The sequence below is a fragment of the Blastococcus sp. URHD0036 genome (genome assembly GCF_000701365.1).
Lineage (GTDB): Bacteria > Actinomycetota > Actinomycetes > Mycobacteriales > Geodermatophilaceae > Trujillonella.
The window spans coordinates 113,853-132,792 of record NZ_JNIK01000003.1 but is presented as its reverse complement, the minus strand read 5'-3'; the positions used below and the strand labels follow the sequence as shown (position 1 = coordinate 132,792).

Here is an 18,940-nt window from a genome sequence, read left to right as displayed (position 1 = left end):
AGGTCGCCATGAGCAGCGTCCACTGGTTCGGTCCCGACATCGCCGGTGACCTGGTCGCCGTCGCGTACACCACCGGCGCCGCGGCCCCCCGGGAGATCCGCATCCGGCCCGAGCTCTACGCGCGGATGGTCGCCCAGCTGCCGCCGGGGATCCGGCCGACGGTGGCCGACCGGCACCTCATCGGCGCCTGGCCGGGCGTGCCGGTGGTCGTGGACCCCGCACTCCCGGAGGCCCCGGGCTTCGAGGTCGTCCGCGCCCGGCCGGGGGCCACCGCCGCCTAGAGCCGGGGCCGGACGAGCGCCGGCTCCCCGAGGTGGACCACCCGGTCGTCCGGCCCGGTCACCGCGTCGTCGTGGGTCACGCACACCACGACCTGGCCGGCCAGCGCGGTCCGCAGGTCGGCGACCAGCGCGGCAGCGGTCGGCGGGTCGAGGTGTGCGGTCGGCTCGTCCAGCAGGACCACGTCCCGCTCGGCCAGCAGCGCCCGGGCCGCGGCCAGCCGCCGCCGTTCCCCGCCGGACAGCGCCGTCCCGCCGGCGCCGACCGGGGTGTCGAGCCCGTCGGGGAGCGTCGCCAGGAGCCCGCCGAGGCCCGCCGCGGTCAGGGCGGCGCGCATCCGGGCCTCGCCGGCCGAGCCGGTCAGCTCCCCGCGCGGCGCGGCGAGCGCGAGGTTGGCGCGGATCGAGGAGGCGAACACGTGCGCCTCCTGCGGCAGCCAGGCCATCGAGGACCGCACGTCGTCCCCCGCGAGGCCGGCGGTGTCGGCGCCGCCGAGCGCGTACCGCCCGCTGCGGGGGCGCAGCGCCGCCATGAGGACGGCGAGCAGGGTCGACTTGCCCGAGCCCGACGGTCCGCGGACGACCAGCCAGCCGTCGGTCCCGGCGCGGGCGTCGAGGTCGCGCAGGACGTCGGGGCCGCCCGGCCAAGCCGCGCGCAGCTCGTCGACGACGAGGTCCCGCGGCCGCGCCGGGGCAGGAGCCGGATCGGCGGGGTCGGTGGGTACCGGTGCGGTCAGCACCGCGTCGAGGCGGCGGTGGGCGTCGGCGAGGGCGCCGCGCCGCTGCAGTGCCCCGACCAGGCCCGACAGCGGCTCGGCCAGAGCGAGTGGAGCCAGGGCGAGGACGGCGAGGGCAGGTCCGGCGACCCCCTGCGCGGCCGCGACCGCGGCGGCGGCGACGGCGGCGCCGCCGGTGCCGAGGCCCACCAGGGCGGTGCCGAGCGCGGCCGCGCGGGCCGCGGTGGCCGACACCCGTCCGCGCCGGAGGTCGAGGGCGCCGAGGTCGGCCGCGGTCCGGGCGGCGAGGCCGTGGGCCCGGAGGTCGGGGGCGCCGACCAGCACCGTCGTCGCCTCGCGCAGGGCCGCCACCCGCAGGTCGCCCTCCTCGCGGGCCGCGCCGGCGTCCACCCGGCGGTGCGCCAGCAGCACCCCCACCACCGTCATCCCCACGACCGCTGCCACGACGACCGCGGCGGGAGGGGAGAGCAGCGCCAGGGCGGCGACGGTGCCGGCGGTGACCGTGCCGGCGACCAGCGCCGGGGGCAGCACCCGAACGGTGAGGTCCTGGACCAGTCCGACGTCCCCGACGACGCGGGCCAGGGCGGTGCCCGGCGTCCGCTCCGCGGCGATGCCCTGAGCCGCGAGTGCCCGCCAGATCCGCACCCGCAGGTCGGCGGCCTGGCGGAGCGCGGCGTCGTGCGCCGTCATCCGCTCCAGCCAGCGCAGCACGGCGCGCCCGATGCCGAACAGGCGGACGCCGACGATCGCCACCATCAGCGTGAGGATCGGCGGCATGCCGGCCGCCCGGACGATGAGGTAGCCCGACACCGCGGTCAGCGCGACGCCCGCGCCGGCCGATGCCGTCCCGGCGAGCACTGCGCGCAGCAGCGCCGTCCGCGGCCATCCACCGCTCTGGTCCCGCCCGGTCTCCTCGACGAGATCTGCACTCTCGTCGTCATGAGGGGCTGATGCCGACGACTGTGCAGATCTCGTCGAGGGGACGGCCGGGGCAGCAGCGGGCGCGCCGGCGGGGGACGACAGCTCCACCGTGCGGTCGGCGAGCGCGGCCAGGACGGGGTCGTGGGTCACCAGGACGACCGTGACGGTGCCCCGCAGCGCGGCGAGCACGGCGGCGACCCGCTCGGTGGCGGCGGCGTCGAGGTGCGCCGTCGGCTCGTCGAGGAGGAGCAGCCGGGCGCCGCGGCGGACCCGCACCAGGGCGCGGGCGAGCGCGACCCGCTGCAGCTCGCCGGGGGAGAGGGTCTCGCACGCCCGGCCGGCCAGCGGGGTGGCGTCCACCCGGGCCAGCGCCTCGATGACGTGTGCCTCGGCGACGACCTCGTCGATCCCCGGCTCGGCGCCCGCGTGGCGGCGCAGTTCGTCGGCGACCGTGGCCGCGGTGGTGCGCGGGTGCTGGGGGACCCAGGCGACGGCGTCGGCGGGCACCCCGGCCACCGTTCCCGCGACGTCGGCGGACGGCGGCAGCACCCCGGCCAGCGCCGCGAGCAGCGTCGACTTGCCCGAGCCGCTGGGGCCGCGGAGCGCGACGAGCTCGCCCGGTCGCACGTCGAGGTCGGCGGGCGGCAAGGCGGGGACCCCGCGGCCGGGGAAGCGGACGGTCAGCCCGCGGACCGCGACGTCGGCGCCGCGCGGGTCGTCGTCGGGTCCGGCGGGAGCGGGCACGGACTCCCCGTCGTCGGCCGCGAGCACTGCCCGGGCCTCCGCGGCGGCGAGCGTGGCGGCCTCGGTGGCGTGGTGCGCCGAGCCCAGCGCGCGCAGCGGGGCGAACGCCTCGGGCGCGAGCAGCAGCGCGGTCAGGGCCACGGTCAGCGGGAGGGAACCGTCGACCAGCCGGATGCCCGCCGTGACCGCGACCAGCGCCACCGACAGCGTGGCGATCAGCTCCAGGACGAGCGAGGAGAGGAACGCCAGCCGCAGCGTGGCCAGGGTCCGGCGCCGGGCGGCCTCGCCCAGCTCGGCCAGCGCGGTCACCTGGTCGGCGGCGCGGCCGAGCCCGACCAGCACCGGCAGGCCGCGGACCAGCTCGGCGACGTGTGCGGCGATGCGGTCCAGCGCCCGTGCCGAGGCCGTCGTCCCGTCGCGGGTGGTCAGCCCGACCAGGACCATGAACAGCGGCACCAGGGGGAGGGTGACCGCCACGAGCGCCGCCGACAGCAGGTCGGTCGCGGCGAGCACGGCCAGCAGGGCCGGGGGCACGACGAGGGTCTGGGCCAGCGCCGGCAGGTAGGTGGTCAGGCCCGGGGCGAGGTCGGCCAGCCGGGTGGTGGCGAGGACCGCGGCCGGTCCGGCGCCGCCCGCGGCCTCGACGGCGGCGGGGGAGCCGGCCAGCCGCGTCAGCAGCCGCGCGCGCAGCTCCTGCTCGGCGCGGCGGGCGTCACGGGCGGCCAGCAGCTCGCCGACCGCCCCGGCGCCCGCCCGCAGCGCCGCACCGGCGGCGGCGAGGACCAGCGGCGGCAGCACACCGCCGTCGGCGAACCCCGCCGCCCGGGCGACGGCATGGGCGAGGCCGGTCGCCAGCAGCACGAAACCCGCCGTCTGCGCCAGTGCCGCCAGCGCCGAGCGGACCAGCGTGCCGCGCACCCCGGGGACGCCGTCGAGCGCCGCCAGCGGTCCCCGAGAAGAGCCTTTCGCGCGCGAAACGCTCCTCACGCGGGCACCTCGGCGTCGGCGGTGTGCTGCGGCTCGGCGGTCAGCCGCTTCCGGAACACCCAGTAGGTCCAGGCCTGGTAACCGAGCACCACCGGCAGCCCGATCCCGGCGGCCCAGGTCATCACCGTGAGCGTGTAGTCGCTGACCGAGGCGCTCGCGACCGTGACGTCGAAGGCGGCGTCGACCGTCGACGGGACGACCACGGGGTAGGCCGCGCCGAAGATCGTCGCGGCGGCCGCGACCAGCATCGCGCCCCAGGCGGCGAAGGCCTGCCCCTCGCGGCCGACCCGCAGCCGCGTCCAGGCGACGACGACCGACAGCGCGGCGACCAGCCAGAGCACCGCGGTGGCGGTCGTGCCGTACCGCAGGTGCACCAGGCCGGCCCACGCGAGCAGCGGCACGGCCGCGACCGGCGCCCAGCGCAGCGCGAAGGCGTGCGCCGCCGCCCGGATCGGGCCGTCGGTCTTGAGCGCGAGGAACACCGCGCCGTGCACCAGCGAGTAGCCGAGCACCGCCACCGCGCCGAGGAGGGCCGGCCAGCCGAGGCCGGCGAAGGGACCGCCGACCCGGGTGCCGTCGACGTCGATCGGCAGGCCCAGGGTGGTGGCCCCGAGCGCGGCACCGATGCCGAGGGCGGCGATCAGCGAGCCGGCGGTGATGACCCGGGTCCACGTCGCGTCCCAGGCCTCGGTGTGGTGCGAGTGCCGCCACTCGAAGGCGACCGCCCGGATGATCAGCCCGAACAGCACCAGCACGAACGGCAGGTACAGCGCGGGCAGCCAGGTGGCGTACCAGCCGGGGAAGGCGGCGAACACCGCGCCGACGGCGGTGATCAGCCAGACCTCGTTGCCGTCCCAGAGCGGGCCGATGCTGCGCAGCATCACGTGCCGGTCGGCGGTCCGGCGGCCGAGCACCGGGAGCAGGGCCGCGACGCCGAAGTCGAAGCCCTCCAGCAGGAGGAAGCCGGTCCACAGCAGGGCGACGGCGGCGAACCAGACGGTCTGCAGGTCCATGGTGGGATCCCCGATCAGTACGCGAAGGAGAGGACGTCGTCGTCGGCGCGGGAGTCGCGGCCGCCGGGGACGTCGTCGTCCGGCGGGCCCTCCGGCGGCGAGCCCGGCACCGGGGCGCCGTCGCCGGTCGTGATCCCGCGGCGGACGAAGCGGGTGATCAGCCACAGCTCGACGACCGCCAGTGCGCCGTAGACGAGCGTCAGCCCGATCAGCGAGGTCCACACCTCGCCGGTGCTGACTCCGGGGCTCACGGCCTGGGCGGTGAAGAAGTACACCTGCTCGCCGACCGGGACGTCGGGGTTCGGGTAGACGACGAAGGGCTGGCGGCCCATCTCGGTGAAGATCCAGCCGGTCGCGTTGGCGACGAACGGTGCGGCGACGGCGAGCAGCGAGCCGTAGACACCGATCCGCGAGGTGGGCACCCGGCCCTTCCGGGTCGCCCACAGGGCGTAGGCCGCGACCCCGGCCGAGACCGCCCCCATGCCGATCATCAGCCGGAAGCTCCAGTAGGTGACCGCGAGCAGCGGGGTGTAGTCGATCGGCCGGCCGGCGCGGTCGCCGAACGAGGGGTCGTCGGGGTAGTTCTCGCCGTAGACGGCGGCGTACTCCTCCTGCAGCTCGTTCACGCCCGGCACGGCGGTGGAGAAGTCGCCGTGGGCGAGGTAGCTGAGCAGGTAGGGGACGGTGAACGAGTGGACGTCGTCGCACTCGTTGGAGCCGGCCTTGCCGAAGGCGAAGACCGAGAACGACGCGGGCGCCTCGGTCTCGCAGAGCGCCTCGGCCGAGCTCATCTTCAGCGGCTGCTGCTGGTACATGAGCTTGCCCTGCCAGTCACCGGTGACGGCGACGAGCACGAAGGCGGCCAGCGACACGAACCCGCCGAGCCGGACCGACTTCCGCCACACGGAGTGGTCGACGTCCGTGGTCGGCCGCTCGGCGAGCTTGCGCTTCCGCAGGTGCCACAGGCCGATGCCGACGAGCAGGGCGCCGGCGACCATCAGCGCGGCGACGATCGCGTGGCTGAAGGCGGCCAGCGCGGTGTTGTTGGTCAGGACCGCGCCGAAGTCGACCTGCACGGGGCGTCCGTCGTCGCCGACCTCGACGCCGACCGGGTGCTGCATCCACGAGTTGGCCGCGATGATGAAGTACGCGCTCACGATCGAGCCGATCACCGCGGCCCAGAGCGCCGCCAGGTGCAGCTTCTTCGGGATCCGGCCCCAGCCGAAGATCCACAGGCCGAGGAAGGTCGACTCGAGGAAGAAGGCCAGCAGGGCCTCCAGCGCCAGCAGCGAGCCGAACACGTCGCCGACGAAGCGCGAGTACTCGCTCCAGGCGAGGCCGAACTGGAACTCCTGGACCAGGCCGGTGGCCACGCCGAGCGCGAAGTTGATGAGGTAGATCCGGCCCCAGAAGCGGGTCATCCGCAGCCACTCGGGCCTGCCGGTGCGCACCCACATCGTGTGCATGACCGCGACCAGGACGCCGAGCCCGATGGTCAGCGGGACCATCAGGAAGTGGTAGACGGTCGTGATCCCGAACTGCCAGCGGGCCACGTCCAGGGTGTCCATCCCCATCAGGTCCACCGGGGTCTCCTCGTCCGTTGCGATCCGACGTACTATTTCTACGCCGCGTAGAAGTCGAGTTCTACACGCCGTAGAAATTGCTGGTGTGATCCGGCGGACAGGAGGAGCCGATGGCCTCGCTGGGCGACCTCGAGCGCACGGTCATGGAGCACCTGTGGGGTGCCGCCGGGCCGCTGGCCGCGACCGACCTGCGCGATGCCCTCGCCGACCGCGGGCTGGCGCTCACCACCGTGCACACCGTCCTGGGTCGGCTGGAGCAGAAGGGCTTCGTCGCCCACGACGAGGCCCGCCCACGCCGCTTCCGGCCCACCGCCACCCGCGAGCAGCACGCGGCCGAGCTGATGCACGAGGTGCTGGGGCAGGCCGGGGACCGGCAGGCGGTGCTGGCCCGGTTCGTCGGCAGCGTGGACGCCGAGGAGGCCGCTCTCCTGCGCCGGCTTCTGGCCGGCACGGACCCCACCCCGGCCTGACGTGCTGCCCGCCACGGCGGTCGCCCTCGCGGTGCTCGCCGCACTGCTGGCGTGGCCGGTGCCGGCGCTGCTCGGCCGGGCGCGCTGGCCGGCCCGCGACCCGCTGGCCGCGCTGATCTGCTGGCAGGCGATCGGCCTGGCCGGTGGGCTGTCGATCGTCGGCGCGCTGCTGGTGCACGGCCTGGCGCCCTGGGGCCACTCGCTGCCGGAGGCGGCGTGGCACGTGGTCACCGGGGTCCCGGCGAGCGGGGAGGTGCGCGGCGACCACTGGGTGGCGCTGACCCTCGCCGGGGTCCTCGTGGTCGAGCTGCTCGGGGTGCTGGCGCTGTCGTGGTGGCGGACCGCGCGGACCCGCCGCCGGCACCGGGAGCTGCTCGAGGTCGTCGTCCGGCCGGCCGCCACGGTGCCCGACGCCCGGCTGCTGGACACCCCCGCGCCGGTGGCGTTCTGCATCCCGGGCGCCCGCCCGCTGCTGGTGCTGTCGGCGGGCATGGTCGCCGAGCTCGACGACGACCAGCTCGCCGCCGTCGTCGCCCACGAGCGGGCGCACCTGCGCGAGCACCACCACCTCTACCTGCTGCCGTTCCTCGCCTGGGAGGCGGCGCTGCCGGTCCTGCCGGCGGCCGGGCGGGCCCACGCGGCGGTGCGGACCCTGGTGGAGATGCGGGCCGACGACGTCGCCCTCGCCGCGCTCCCGGGGCGCGATCCGCGGAGGACGTTGGCCCGGGCGATCGTGGCCGCCGGGACCGCGGGTGGAACGGCAGTGCCGTCGGGAGCGCTGGCGGCCGCCGGCAGCGCCGTCGCCGCGCGGGTGCGCAGGCTGCTGGAGCCGCCGGCGCCGCTGCCGGACGCCGTCCGCGCCGCCGTCCTGACCGCGGCCGGGCTGCTGCTCGCCGTCCCGACCGCGCTGCTGCTCCTCCCCGCTCTGGCCTAGGACCGGCCGAGGCGGGCCACGGAGGTGAGGGAGGTCACTAGGGTCCGGGCCCCGTTGCCGGATCTTGGAGATGTCTCGTGAAGCTCGCCTTCGGCCTGCCCAACCTCATCCAGCTCAAGGCCCTGACCCGGCCGTGGGAGTACGGGGTCACCGGCGCCGACCAGACCCGCCTGGCCCGCTGGGCGGACTCCCTGGGCTACGAGATGATCTCCGTGCCCGAGCACCACGTCATCCCGGCCGACCACGTCGAGCTCTCGGGCGAGCACTACTTCAGCGCCTACTCGAGCATGGGGTACCTGGCGGGGGCGACCGAGCGGATCCGGGTCAACTCCTCCATCGCGCTCCTGCCGCTGCAGCACCCGATCGTCACCGCGAAGGCACTGTCGAGCATCGACTTCCTGTCCGGCGGCCGGGTCACGGTCACCTTCGGGGTGGGGTGGCTGAAGGAGGAGTTCGACCTCCTGGGCGTTCCGTTCGGCGAGCGGGGTGCGCGGGCGGAGGAGTACGTCCAGGCGATCATCGCGCTCTGGACGGAGGAGAAGCCGGCGTTCGAGGGGAGGTACGTGTCCTTCCGCGACGTCGCCTTCGCCCCGCGGCCGGTGCAGCAGCCGCATCTGCCGATCTGGTTCGGCGGCGACGCGGATGCGGTACTGCGCCGCACGGCGCGCCACGCGTCGGGCTGGTGGCCCTTCCTCACCCCGCCGGAGCAGATCCCGGAGAAGCTCGACTACATCCGGTCGCAGCCGGACTACAACGGCCGGCTGGACGAGGTCTTCTACTCGGTCAGCACCCGGTCCGTCGGGGACGGGCACACGGTCGAGGACAACCCCTACGTCCACGACGGGATGTCCAAGGAGGAGTTGATCGACCAGCTCGGCTGGCTGGCCGGGCTGGGTGTCACGATCAGTGGCGTCCCGATGCCGGCGGAGGTCGCCTCCGTGCAGGAGTACCTCGACCACACCCAGTGGGTCGCCGAGGAGATCATGCCCGCGATCGCCTGAGGCGGTCCCGCCGTCCCCTGAGGAGCATTTCGCGCGCGAAAGTGCAGGGACTTTCGCGCGCGAAACGCTCCTAGACGGGGAGGGCGGCGGGGAAGTCGACGCCGGTGAGCTCCGCCGACGCGGTCCACAGCCCGGCGGCCAGGTCGGGGTCGCTCGCGGCGGGGCTGCGGCCGACCAGCGTGGGCCGGCCCCGGGTCCCGCCCAGCTTGCTCGGCCCGGCGTAGCCCCCGCCGGGGAGCTCCAGCGTCGCGGCGAACAGCGTGGGCAGCGCGCCCTCGGCGGCGCTCGTGGCGACCACCCGGTTGGCCACGGACATCACCGCGTTCCAGGCGGCGCTGCCGGTGTGGCTCTGCAGGTTCGTGGCCGAGTAGCCGGGGTGGGCGGCCAGCGCCCGGAGCGTCGAGCCCGAGGCGGTCAGCCGGCGCTGCAGCTCGAGGGTGAACAGCAGGTTCGCCAGCTTCGAGGCCGCGTACGCGGCGGTGGGGGAGTAGGAGCGGGTGCGCCAGTGCAGGTCGGCCAGGTCGATCCGGCCGGTCAGGTGGGTGGCCGAGGAGACGGTGACGACGCGATCGGTGAGGTGCGGCAGCAGCAGGTTGGTCAGCGCGAACGGGCCGAGGTGGTTGGTGCCCAGGTGGCTCTCGAAGCCGTCGACGGTCTCGCCGGCCGGCACCCACATCACGCCGGCGTTGTTGACCAGCACGTCGAGCGGGCCGCTCCACCCCGCGGCGAACTCGCGCACCGAGGCGAGGTCGGCCAGGTCGAGGCGCCGGACCTCCGTCGAGCCCGGCAGCGCGGCGGCGGCCGTCTCGCCCTTCGCGACGTCGCGGACCGCCAGCACCACGTGCGCCCCGGCGGCGGCCAGCGCCCGGGCGGTCTCCAGGCCCAGTCCGCTGTTCGCGCCGGTCACGACCGCGGTGCGGCCGGCCTGCGAGGGGATGTCGCGGGGAGTCCAGGAGCTCGTCATGCCGACCGAGCGTAGGCGGGGTCGGCCGGGCGGCCCCCGGGCAGCGGCAGGGCGGCGTCCCGGTTCTCCGCCAGCGGCGCGAAGCCGCGCAGCCGGAGGCTGTTGGTCACCACGAACACCGAGCTGAACGCCATCGCGGCACCGGCGATCATCGGGTTGAGCAGACCGGCCACCGCGAGCGGGATGGCGGCCACGTTGTAGGCGAACGCCCAGAACAGGTTGCCCTTGATGACGGCGAGCGTGCGGCGGGCCAGCCGGATCCCGTCGGCGGCGGCGCGCAGGTCCCCGCGGACCAGGGTCAGGTCGCTCGCCTCGATCGCGACGTCGGTGCCGGTGCCCATCGCCAGGCCGAGGTCGGCCTGGGCCAGGGCGGCGGCGTCGTTGACGCCGTCGCCGACCATGGCGACGACCCGACCCTCGTCCTGCAGCCGCCGGACGACGTCGACCTTGTCCTGCGGCAGCACCTCGGCGACCACCTCGTCGATGCCCACCTCGGCGGCGACGGCGCGGGCGGCGCGCTCGTTGTCGCCGGTCAGCAGGACCGGTCGCAGCCCCAGGTCGCGCAGCTGACGGACGGCGGCGGCCGACGTCGGCTTCACCGTGTCCGCGACGACGACCAGCCCGCGGGCGGCGCCGTCCCAGGCGACGGCCACGGCGGTGCGGCCGGCTGCCTCCGCGGCGGCGCGGGCCGCGCCCAGCTCGTCGGGCAGGGCCACCGACCAGTCGGCGAGCAGCCGGGGCCGGCCGACGACGACGGCGTGCCCGTCGACGGTCCCGGTGACGCCCAGGCCCGCCACGTTGGCGAAGTCCGCGACGGAGGGCAGCGGACCCCGGTCGGCCGCGGCCCGGGCCACGGCCTGCGCGATCGGGTGCTCGGATGCGGCCTCCAGCGCCCCGGCGATCCGGAGCACGGTCGCGGCGTCCTCCCCGTCGGCCGCGACGACGTCGTGCACGGTCATCCGCCCCGTCGTCACCGTGCCGGTCTTGTCGAGGACGACGGTGTCGACCCGGCGGGTGGACTCCAGGACCTCCGGGCCCTTCACCAGGATGCCCAGCTGTGCCCCGCGGCCGGTGCCGACCATCAGCGCCGTCGGCGTGGCCAGCCCCAGCGCGCACGGGCAGGCGATGATCAGGACGGCGACCGCGGCGGTGAAGGCGGCGGGCAGGCCGGCCCCGGCGCCGATCCAGAAACCGAGGGTGGCCACCGCGAGGGTGAGCACGATCGGGACGAAGACCGCGGAGATGCGGTCGGCCAGACGCTGGACGTCGGCCTTGCCGTTCTGCGCGTCCTCGACCAGCCGGGCCATCTGGGCGAGCTGGGTGTCCGCGCCGACCCGGGTCGCCCGGACGACGAGCCGGCCGCCGGCGTTGACGGTACCGCCGGTGACCGCGTCGCCGGCCCCGACCTCGACGGGCACCGGCTCGCCGGTGAGCATCGAGGCGTCGACGGCGGAGCTGCCCTCGGTCACCACGCCGTCGGTCGCGATCTTCTCCCCGGGACGGACGACGAAGAGGTCCCCGGCGCCGAGCTGCGCGGCGGGCACCCGACGCTCGACCCCGTCGCGGAGGACCGACACCTCCTTGGCGCCGAGCTCCAGCAGGGCCCGCAGCGCCGCGCCGGACCGCCGCTTGGACCGCGCCTCGGCGTAGCGGCCGGCGAGCAGGAACGCCGTCACGCCGGCGGCGGCCTCGAGGTAGATGTTCCCGCTGCCCTCGCCGCGCTCCACGGTGAACGAGAAGGGGTGGGTCATGCCCGGCGTCCCGGCGGTGCCCCAGAACAGGGCGTAGAGCGACCAGGCGAAGGCGGCCAGGGTGCCGAGGGAGACCAGCGTGTCCATGGTCGCGGCGCCGTGCCGCAGATTGGTCCACGCGGCGCGGTGGAACGGCAGGCCGCCCCACACGACGACCGGCGCGGCCAGGGTCAGCGAGAGCCACTGCCAGTACTCGACCTGCAGCGCCGGGACCATCGCCATCGCGACGACCGGCACGCTCAGTGCGACCGACACCAGCAGTCGGGTCCGCAGGGCCGTGTCGGGGTCCTCCTCGGCCGGCGCCTCGGGTTCCGGCCTGGGCAGCGCGGCCGTGTACCCGGTCTTCTCGACAGTGGCGATCAAGTCCTCGGGCGTGACGCCGCCCTCGACGGTCACCCGGGCCTTCTCGGTGGCGTAGTTGACGGTGGCGGTGACGCCGTCCATCCGGTTGAGCTTCTTCTCGACCCGGGCGGCGCAGGAGGCGCAGGTCATGCCGCCGATCAGCAGCTCGACCTGGGCGGGGGAGTCAGCCACGGGTCGCCTCCACGGTGAACTCGGCGGTGCGGACGACGTCGCCGTGCCGGAAGTCGAGGAACAGCCGGTAGGTGCCCGCGGCCGGGGCCGTGGTGGCGAAGGCGACGTCCGGACCGGAGGCGCCCTCGTCCACCGGGTGGACGTGCAGGTAGCCGAGGTCCCCGGCGCGCAGCACGACGAGGTGGCCGGCCGCACCGAGGTAGGGCTGCAGGTCGGTCACCGGGACGCCGTCGCGGCTCACGGTCAGCGTCAGCTCCGTCTCCTGCCCGGCGGTGAGGTCCCCGCTCAGGGCGACCGTGTACCCGTCGACCTCCGCGGTGTGGGCCGGTGCGGGCAGCGGGACGGGGGAGTGCTCGCCGGGGACGGCGAGGTCGGCGCCGAGGACGACGCTGCCCTCCGCGCCTTCGGGCTCGGAGTCGGCGATCAGCCGCCAGCTGCCGGGGGTCAGCGACAGCGACGTCGTCCAGGTGCCGTCGGCGGCCAGGGTGGGGTGCACGTGCTGGTAGCCCGAGAGGTCGCGGCGGACGGCGATCAGGTGCAGTCGCTGCTCGTGGGCGACCGCGAAGTCGGTGACTGCGGAACCGTCCGCGTCGAGGACCCGGAACGACACCGGCGTCGCCGGACCGGCCGGCGCCTCGGCCGAGTCGAGCGCCAGGGTGAAGCCGTCCGTGGAGACGGCGAGCCCGGCGGGGAGGAGCGCCTCGGCGGACGTCGTCTCTTCTCCGTGCGCGTCCCCGCCGTGGCCGGCCATCGCCGGGGCGGGGTCGTCGACCGGCCCCACCGCCGCGCCGACGCCCAGGGCGGCGCCGAACGCGGCGGCCAGCCCGAGGGCGAAGGTGGCGACCTTGGCGGGGGTGTTCACGGGGGTGTCAGCGCCCGGCCAGCTCGTACCCGGCCTCCTCGACGGCGGCGGCCACGGCCGCGTCGTCGAGCCGGGTCTCGCTGGTGACGGTGACGGCGCCGGTGGGCAGGTCGACGTGCACCTCGGTGACGCCCGGCAGCGCGCCGACCTCCTCGGACACCGCGGAGACGCAGTGGCCGCAGGTCATGCCGGTGACGGTGTAGGTGCTGGTGCTGGTGCTCATGAGGGGTGGCTCCGGGGGTGGTGGGTGGGTCGGTTGCTCGGTGCGGGATCAGCTGCGGACGAGCCGGGCGATGGCGGCCGAGGCCTCGCGGACCTTCTCCTGCGCCTCGGGGCCACCGGCCTGCGCGGCGGCGACGACGCAGTGCGACATGTGCTCCTCGAGCAGCCCGAGGGCCACCGACTGGAGCGCGCTGGTCATCGCCGAGACCTGGGTGAGGATGTCGATGCAGTACTTCTCGTCCTCGACCATCCGCTGCAGGCCGCGGGCCTGGCCCTCGATGCGACGCAGCCGCTTGAGGTAGTCGTCCTTGCGGGAGATGTACCCGTGCGGGGCGTGCGTCGTGCCGTCGTCCATGCCGAAGACCATACCCCCGTTGGGTATGCCTGTCAGCCCTGCGGGTCCTGCTCCGCGCGCAGCCGCTCGACGGCGCCCTGGAGCCGGGCGGTGTCCTCGCGGGCGGAGGCGAGCTCGTCCTGCAGGCCGGCGATGACCCCGGCCGAGGCGAGGCTGTGCCCCTGGTCGAGCAGTGTGCGCAGCCGGGCGGCCTGGGCGAGCTGGGCGCGGGAGTAGCGGCGGTGGCCGCCGGGGGAGCGGTGCGGCTGCAGCGCCCCGGAGCCGTCGAGGCTGCGGAGGAACGCGGCCTGGACGCCGAGGAGGTCGGCCGCCTGGCTCATCGTGAGCGCGGGGTAGTCCGGGTCGTCCAGTCGGCGCAGCGGATCGCCGCCGGTCCCCGTCGATGCGGCCACGGTGTTCCTCTCCTCGGAGACGACGGAGGGCCGGACCTCGCGGTCCGGCCCCCGTCGTCGATCGGCGCCGATCAGCTCTCGACGGCCTGCGGCTGGGACTCCGCGTGCTCGCCCTCGATGGTGCGCGCCTCGACGGCGGCCGGCGCGTCGGCCCGGCTCACCGTGATCTTGCGGGCCTTGGCCTTCTCGGCCACCGGGATGCTCAGCGTGAGCACGCCGTCGTGGTAGCTGGCGTCCAGCCGGTCGGTGTCCAGGCTCCGGCCGAGCACCAGCTGGCGGGTGTAGCTCCCGAACGGCCGCTCGGCGACCGTCCACTCCGCGCCCTCGAGCTGCGGTACCGAGCGCTCCGCGCTGATCGTCAGCGTGGTGCCCTCGATCGACAGGTCGATCGACCCCGGGTCGACGCCCGGCAGGTCGAAGTGGGCGACGAAGTTGTCACCCACGCGGTAGGCGTCCATCGGCATGCCCGACAGCGGTCGGGCGGTGGCCGGACCCGCGCGGCCGGTCAGCTGGTCCAGCGCCCGGAAGGCGGCGGACGTGGCGGCGAACGGGTCGTAGGCGGTCAGCATCATGGCTGGTCGACCTCCTGGTCGTGCGGTGGTGTGTTCGCTGCCCGAGGTAGTACCTCTAGTGGCAACTGGAGATTACCTCGGTCGTGCACCGATGTAAACGTCCCTCTGCCGGAGATGTTCCCGTCGCCCTGACGGGCCGGGACGGCGGTGCGGAGAGGTTCCGGATGACCCCGGCCGGGGCAGGAGGTGGGCGTGGAGGAGACCCCCAGCACAGCAGCCGCCGGGAACGAGGTCCTGGACGTCCAAGAGCACCGGGACGGCGACACCTGCACGCTCACCCTCGCCGGAGAGCTGACCGAGGCCGCCCGCCGGCCGCTGGTCCGCGCCGTGACCGAGGCGCTGCTCGAGATGCCCACGCTGCGCCGGCTGGAGTTGGTGCTCGGCGACGTGACGTTCATGAACTCCGCGGGCACGGCCGTGCTCGTGCAGGTGCAGAAGATGACGGCGTCGCGGGGTGTGGAGGTCGTCCTCGTGCGCCCGCGCCCCGTCGTCGCCCGGCCGCTGCAGCTGTCGGGGCTCTGGCACCGCTTCACGGTCTCGGAGGAGCCGGGCACCTAGCCTGGCCGGGTGCCGCCCAGCCACTCGCACGACCACGCGCACGGGCCCGATCCCGATGCGCCGCCGCCGACGCCGGAGGTGCTCGCCCGCCGGCGCCAGGCGGTGCGGCTCATGCTCTTCCTCCTGGTCCCGGTCGGCCTGGCCACCGTGATCGGGCTGATCGTCCTGTGGCCCTCCGGGGAGCCCAGCCGCGCGCAGGAGGCCGCCGAGGTGCAGCTGCCCGCCGGCACGACCTATCCCGACGGCCGGGTGGTGTCCGTCGACCCGTTCGACTGCTCGATCGCCGACGCCTCCGGCGCGGTCCAGGAGCTCACCTGCGCCTCCGTGGTCGTGGAGGTGCTGGAGGGCGAGGGCGCGGGGGAGTACCAGCAGCTAGAACTGCCCGCGGAGATCTACGCCGCCGGCGTCGAGGTCGACGACGTCCTGGTGCTGAGCCGCGACCCCGGCGCCGAGGGCGGACCCACCTACGCGTTCTCCGACTACGAGCGGACCACGCCGCTGGTCCTCTTCGCCATCGCGTTCGCGATCGTGGTGGGCGCGGTGGCCCGGCTGCGGGGCCTGGCGGCCCTGCTGGGGCTCGGCTTCGCGTTCCTCGTGCTGCTGGAGTTCGTGCTCCCCGGTCTGCTGTCGGGGTCCTCGCCGACGCTGGTCACCCTCGTCGGCTCCGCGGCGATCATGTTCGTCGTCCTCTATCTGGCCCACGGCTTCTCCGCCCGGACGACGACGGCGCTGGTCGGCACCCTGTTCGGCCTGGCCCTGGTGACGGTGCTCGGGGCGATCGGGGTCTCCGCGGCCCGGCTCACCGGGCTGACCACCGAGGAGACCGTGCAGCTGCAGACGTTCGACCCGTCCCTGGACTTCTCGGGGCTGGTGATCGCCGCGGTCGTCGTGGCGGGGCTGGGCATCCTCAACGACGTCACGATCACCCAGGCCTCGGCGATCTGGCAGCTGCACGAGGTCGACCCGTCGATGGGCTGGCGGCAGCTGTACCGGCGCGGCATGTCCGTCGGCCGCGACCACATCGCCTCGACCGTCTACACCGTCGTCTTCGCCTACGCCGGTGCCGCGCTCCCGCTCCTGCTGCTCTTCGAGCTCTACGCCCGGCCGGCCGGCACCACGCTGACCAGCTCGGTCCTGGCCGAGGAGGTCGTCCGTACGCTGGTCGGCGGCATCGCGCTGGTCCTGGCGGTGCCGGTGACGACAGCCGTCGGGGCGTTCTTCGCCACGGCCTCGGGAACGGAGACCGGATCCATGAGCACGACGGGCCCCACCAAGGCGCTGGGCGCCCTGCGGTCGCGGCTCGCCCGATGACCGCCACGGACCTGCTCGCGGCCGCGGAGGCGGCCGAGGGGTTCATGCCGGCCGACGAGGGGCGGGCGCTGTACGAGGCCGCCCGCACCGTGGGCGTGCCCGGACCGCTGCTCGAGGTGGGCAGCTGGATGGGCAAGTCGGCGCTCTACCTCGCCGCCGCGGCCCGGGAGACCGGCCGGCAGGTCGTCACCGTCGACCACCACCGCGGCTCGGAGGAGCACCAGCCGGGCTGGGAGTACCACGACCCGGCGCTGGTCGACCCGCACGTGGGGCTGGTGGACACCCTGCCGCGGTTCCGCCGGCAGATCGCCGAGGCCGGCGCCGAGGACGTCGTGATCGCCATCGTGACGCGGTCGGAGATCCTCGCGCCGCTGTGGACCGCGCCGCTGGCGCTGCTGTTCCTCGACGGCAGCCACACCGAGGAGTCCGCGCGCCGCGACCAGGACGCCTGGGTCGCCAAGCTCGCCGTCGGCGGGACGCTGGCCATCCACGACGTGTTCCCCGACCCGGCCGACGGTGGCCAGGCCCCGTTCGGGGTCTACCAGCGGGTCGTCGCCTCCGGGGACTTCGCGGAGCTCTCGGCCACCGGCTCGCTGCGGCTGCTGAAGCGTGTCCGCTGACCCGCTCGTCGCCGAGCGGGACGCGGCGCTCGCCTCGATCGCCGCGCTGACCGGGGAGTTCGACGCCGTCGTCGCCGCGTCGAAGGCCTCCAACGCCGACGACGAGCACGACCCCGAGGGCGCCACCATCGCCTTCGAGCGCCAGCAGGTCGCCGCCCTGCTGGAGGCCGCCCGCCGGAGGCTGACCGACGCGGAGGCGGCGCTGGCCCGCCGCGACGACGGCTCCTACGGCGTCTGCGAGAGCTGCGGCTCGGCCATCGGGGCCGAGCGGCTGGCCGCCCGTCCGGCGGCCCGCACCTGCATCACCTGCGCCCGCTGAACGGAGCCTTTCGCGCGCGAGAGTCCCCTGGCGCCGGGGGGCATTCGCGCGCGAAACGCTCCTAGCTGACGTAGCGGCGGGCCGTCGAGCGGCGCTGGACGTCGTCGAGGGCGGCGAACCTCGCCTCGGCGTGCGGCGGCAGCACCCGGCGCTCGCGCACGACCCACGGGATCCCGCGCGCGGCGGCCAGCAGCCCCTCCGCGGTGACCCGGTCGCGCGGCAGGGTGTGCAGCAGGTGCGCGGTCCGGCGCAGCGCCGGGACCAGCGGACGGCGCAGCCAGGTCGTCCACAGCGTGTTGCGGATGCCGTCCCGGCGGCGCTTGTGCGCGTCGCGGGCCCGGCTGGCCCGGTGGTGCACGGTCAGCTGCGGCAGGTAGCACAACTCCCAGCCCGCGGCGGCCAGGTCGCCGGCCATCAGCTCCTCCTCGCCGCCGAGCCACAGCCGCTCGGAGAAGCCGCCGACCTCGTCGAACGCCTCCCGGCGGACGACCGACGCACCGGCGAGGAACGACCCCAGCGCCGGTCCGGGCAGCCAGTCCGCACCCGGCACGGGGGAGTCCCGCAGCTCCGGCACGATCGGGTCCTCGCGGCCGCCGGGCTCCACGAGGATGCGCGCGGTCACCACGGCCAGTCGCGGATGGGCGTCGAGGACGTCCGCCGCGGTCGCCAGCGACCCGGGCTCCCACCACGTGTCGTCGTCGCAGAAGGCGACGTAGGGGGTGTCCAGCCGGGCGACGCCGACGTTGCGGCCGATCGCGCCGAGGTTGGTCGGACTCGCCACGAGCTCGACGGAGGGGAACCGCGACCGGATCGCCGCGGCCGTGCCGTCGGTCGACCCGTTGTCGACCACCACGACGTGCGGTCGCTCCGGGAGGGCGAGCAGCCGCTCCAGTGCCGCCAGGACCTCGTCGCGCCGCTGGTGGGTGATGACGACGACGGCGATCCTCGGGTCCTCCGTCACGGCCGTCCCTCCAGCAGCCGTCGCTGGGCCAGCACGGCATCGGGGAGCCTGCGCCGGCAGCGCAGCGCCCGCGGCAGGTCGCGCAGCGCCCGGGCCAGTCCCCGTCGCCCGTCCGCGCCGGCCCGCAGCGCCGCTCCGGCGACCCGGCCGACGTCTGCCGCCGGCAGCCGCATCACCGCGGTCAGCACCCGCGAGCGCCAGATCGCCGTGCGGCGGGCGGCGGGGTCCGACCGGCGGACCGACGGGTGGTGGTGCACGGTCACCGCGTCGACGTAGGCCAGTCCCCAGCCGGCCGCGGCGAGGTCGAGGCTCAGCCGCTCCTCCTCGCCGGGGAAGCGCACGACGGCGTCGAAGCCGCCGACGGCGAGGAAGGCCTCGGTGCGCACCATCGCCCCGCAGGCGACGAAGCCCAGCAGCGAGGGGCCGGGCAGGTCGGGCTCGGTGCCCAGCGGGCTGCCGGCCATCTCCGCGCAGACCGGGTCGAGGCGCTCCTCGGGGCCGACGAGGATCCGCGCGTTGAGGACGGCGAGGCGGGGGTGCCCGCGCATGATCCCGGCCGCGCGGGCCAGGTCGCCCGGCGCCCACCAGGAGTCGTCGTCGGCGAAGGCGACGAAGGGGGTGCCGGCCCGCTCCGCCCCGATGGTGCGGGCCCGCGCGCCGACGTTCTCGGCGAGCGGGAGCACGGTCACGTCCGGGTGCACCGCCCGGACGGCCTCGACCGACCCGTCCGTCGAGCCGTTGTCGACGAAGACGACCGCGGCCTCGTGGCGGGGCATGCTGGCCAGGAGGTCCTCCCGGCGGTCGCGGCTCATGACGACGACGGTGACGTCTGCGGTTCCGGTCATGACCCC

20 protein-coding genes are annotated in these 18,940 nt (G+C 75.5%); 8 read left to right on the top strand and 12 right to left on the bottom strand.

The features are described from left to right. Window positions 1–8 precede the first annotated feature (8 nt). Complete coding sequence (locus N555_RS0103190) at window positions 9–281, top strand: hypothetical protein (RefSeq protein WP_029430056.1); 273 nt, start codon at window positions 9–11, stop codon at window positions 279–281. Here N555_RS0103190 and cydC read toward each other — a convergent pair. The 3 genes from cydC to N555_RS0103175 are packed head-to-tail and all read right to left on the bottom strand — an operon-like array spanning window position 278 to window position 6,254. Then, the gene (gene cydC / locus N555_RS0103185) at window positions 278–3,667 is read right to left on the bottom strand and encodes a thiol reductant ABC exporter subunit CydC (RefSeq protein WP_029430055.1); all 3,390 of its coding nucleotides are present in this window, start codon (window positions 3,665–3,667) and stop codon (window positions 278–280) included. The genes N555_RS0103190 and cydC overlap by 4 nt on opposite strands. Continuing rightward, window positions 3,664–4,680 (bottom strand): cytochrome d ubiquinol oxidase subunit II, encoded by a 1,017-nt coding sequence (gene cydB / locus N555_RS0103180; RefSeq protein WP_029430054.1) that lies wholly within the window; start codon window positions 4,678–4,680, stop codon window positions 3,664–3,666. The genes cydC and cydB overlap by 4 nt, the downstream gene beginning before the upstream one ends. 14 nt (window positions 4,681–4,694) lie before the next feature. Then, window positions 4,695–6,254 carry a cytochrome ubiquinol oxidase subunit I gene (locus tag N555_RS0103175; protein WP_231502582.1) on the bottom strand — a complete coding sequence of 520 codons (1,560 nt, stop codon included), beginning with the start codon at window positions 6,252–6,254 and terminating at the stop codon, window positions 4,695–4,697. Between the two features lie 119 nt (window positions 6,255–6,373). On the opposite strand from N555_RS0103175, the gene N555_RS0103170 reads away from it, so the two are divergent. From N555_RS0103170 to N555_RS0103160, 3 genes are all read left to right on the top strand, one after another. Next, complete coding sequence (locus N555_RS0103170; RefSeq protein WP_029430052.1) at window positions 6,374–6,733, top strand: BlaI/MecI/CopY family transcriptional regulator; 360 nt, start codon at window positions 6,374–6,376, stop codon at window positions 6,731–6,733. A gap of 1 nt (window position 6,734) precedes the next feature. Then, the gene (locus N555_RS0103165) at window positions 6,735–7,667 is read left to right on the top strand and encodes a M56 family metallopeptidase (protein ID WP_029430051.1); all 933 of its coding nucleotides are present in this window, start codon (window positions 6,735–6,737) and stop codon (window positions 7,665–7,667) included. Between the two features lie 77 nt (window positions 7,668–7,744). Next, the gene (locus tag N555_RS0103160) at window positions 7,745–8,668 is read left to right on the top strand and encodes a TIGR03619 family F420-dependent LLM class oxidoreductase (RefSeq protein WP_029430050.1); all 924 of its coding nucleotides are present in this window, start codon (window positions 7,745–7,747) and stop codon (window positions 8,666–8,668) included. A gap of 70 nt (window positions 8,669–8,738) precedes the next feature. Here N555_RS0103160 and N555_RS0103155 read toward each other — a convergent pair whose 3' ends face one another. The 7 genes from N555_RS0103155 to N555_RS0103125 all read right to left on the bottom strand — a co-directional run bounded on the left by N555_RS0103155 (window position 8,739) and on the right by N555_RS0103125 (window position 14,320). Beyond that, window positions 8,739–9,632 carry an oxidoreductase gene (locus N555_RS0103155; protein WP_029430049.1) on the bottom strand — a complete coding sequence of 298 codons (894 nt, stop codon included), beginning with the start codon at window positions 9,630–9,632 and terminating at the stop codon, window positions 8,739–8,741. Next, window positions 9,629–11,875, bottom strand: a complete 2,247-nt coding sequence (locus tag N555_RS0103150) for a heavy metal translocating P-type ATPase (protein ID WP_051683700.1) — start codon at window positions 11,873–11,875, stop codon at window positions 9,629–9,631. The genes N555_RS0103155 and N555_RS0103150 overlap by 4 nt, the downstream gene beginning before the upstream one ends. A gap of 34 nt (window positions 11,876–11,909) precedes the next feature. Then, the gene (locus N555_RS0103145; protein ID WP_029430047.1) at window positions 11,910–12,779 is read right to left on the bottom strand and encodes a hypothetical protein; all 870 of its coding nucleotides are present in this window, start codon (window positions 12,777–12,779) and stop codon (window positions 11,910–11,912) included. A gap of 7 nt (window positions 12,780–12,786) precedes the next feature. Beyond that, window positions 12,787–13,002, bottom strand: coding sequence for a heavy-metal-associated domain-containing protein (locus N555_RS0103140; RefSeq protein WP_029430046.1), 216 nt, complete (start codon window positions 13,000–13,002; stop codon window positions 12,787–12,789). A 48-nt stretch (window positions 13,003–13,050) separates the two neighbouring features. After that, window positions 13,051–13,356, bottom strand: coding sequence for a metal-sensitive transcriptional regulator (locus tag N555_RS0103135; protein WP_029430045.1), 306 nt, complete (start codon window positions 13,354–13,356; stop codon window positions 13,051–13,053). A gap of 32 nt (window positions 13,357–13,388) precedes the next feature. After that, complete coding sequence (locus N555_RS0103130) at window positions 13,389–13,748, bottom strand: helix-turn-helix domain-containing protein (RefSeq protein WP_231502577.1); 360 nt, start codon at window positions 13,746–13,748, stop codon at window positions 13,389–13,391. A gap of 71 nt (window positions 13,749–13,819) precedes the next feature. Further along, window positions 13,820–14,320, bottom strand: a complete 501-nt coding sequence (locus N555_RS0103125) for an Hsp20/alpha crystallin family protein (protein ID WP_029430043.1) — start codon at window positions 14,318–14,320, stop codon at window positions 13,820–13,822. Window positions 14,321–14,512: 192 nt separating this feature from the next. On the opposite strand from N555_RS0103125, the gene N555_RS0103120 reads away from it, so the two are divergent. From N555_RS0103120 to N555_RS0103105, 4 genes are read left to right on the top strand one after another with little or no spacing between them, the layout of a single operon-like run. Next, window positions 14,513–14,878 (top strand): anti-sigma factor antagonist, encoded by a 366-nt coding sequence (locus tag N555_RS0103120; protein WP_051683664.1) that lies wholly within the window; start codon window positions 14,513–14,515, stop codon window positions 14,876–14,878. Window positions 14,879–14,887: 9 nt separating this feature from the next. Continuing rightward, window positions 14,888–16,189 carry a YibE/F family protein gene (locus N555_RS0103115; protein ID WP_029430041.1) on the top strand — a complete coding sequence of 434 codons (1,302 nt, stop codon included), beginning with the start codon at window positions 14,888–14,890 and terminating at the stop codon, window positions 16,187–16,189. Next, window positions 16,186–16,809, top strand: coding sequence for a class I SAM-dependent methyltransferase (locus N555_RS0103110; protein WP_029430040.1), 624 nt, complete (start codon window positions 16,186–16,188; stop codon window positions 16,807–16,809). Before N555_RS0103115 ends, N555_RS0103110 begins: the two co-directional genes overlap by 4 nt. Further along, entirely contained in the window at window positions 16,799–17,128 is a 330-nt protein-coding gene (locus tag N555_RS0103105; protein ID WP_029430039.1) for a TraR/DksA family transcriptional regulator, read from the top strand. Before N555_RS0103110 ends, N555_RS0103105 begins: the two co-directional genes overlap by 11 nt. Window positions 17,129–17,189: 61 nt before the next feature. On the opposite strand, the gene N555_RS0103100 is transcribed toward N555_RS0103105, so the two are convergent. Continuing rightward, entirely contained in the window at window positions 17,190–18,089 is a 900-nt protein-coding gene (locus tag N555_RS0103100) for a glycosyltransferase family 2 protein (protein ID WP_029430038.1), read from the bottom strand. Beyond that, the gene (locus N555_RS0103095; RefSeq protein WP_029430037.1) at window positions 18,086–18,934 is read right to left on the bottom strand and encodes a glycosyltransferase family 2 protein; all 849 of its coding nucleotides are present in this window, start codon (window positions 18,932–18,934) and stop codon (window positions 18,086–18,088) included. The genes N555_RS0103100 and N555_RS0103095 overlap by 4 nt, the downstream gene beginning before the upstream one ends. Window positions 18,935–18,940: the final 6 nt, after the last annotated feature.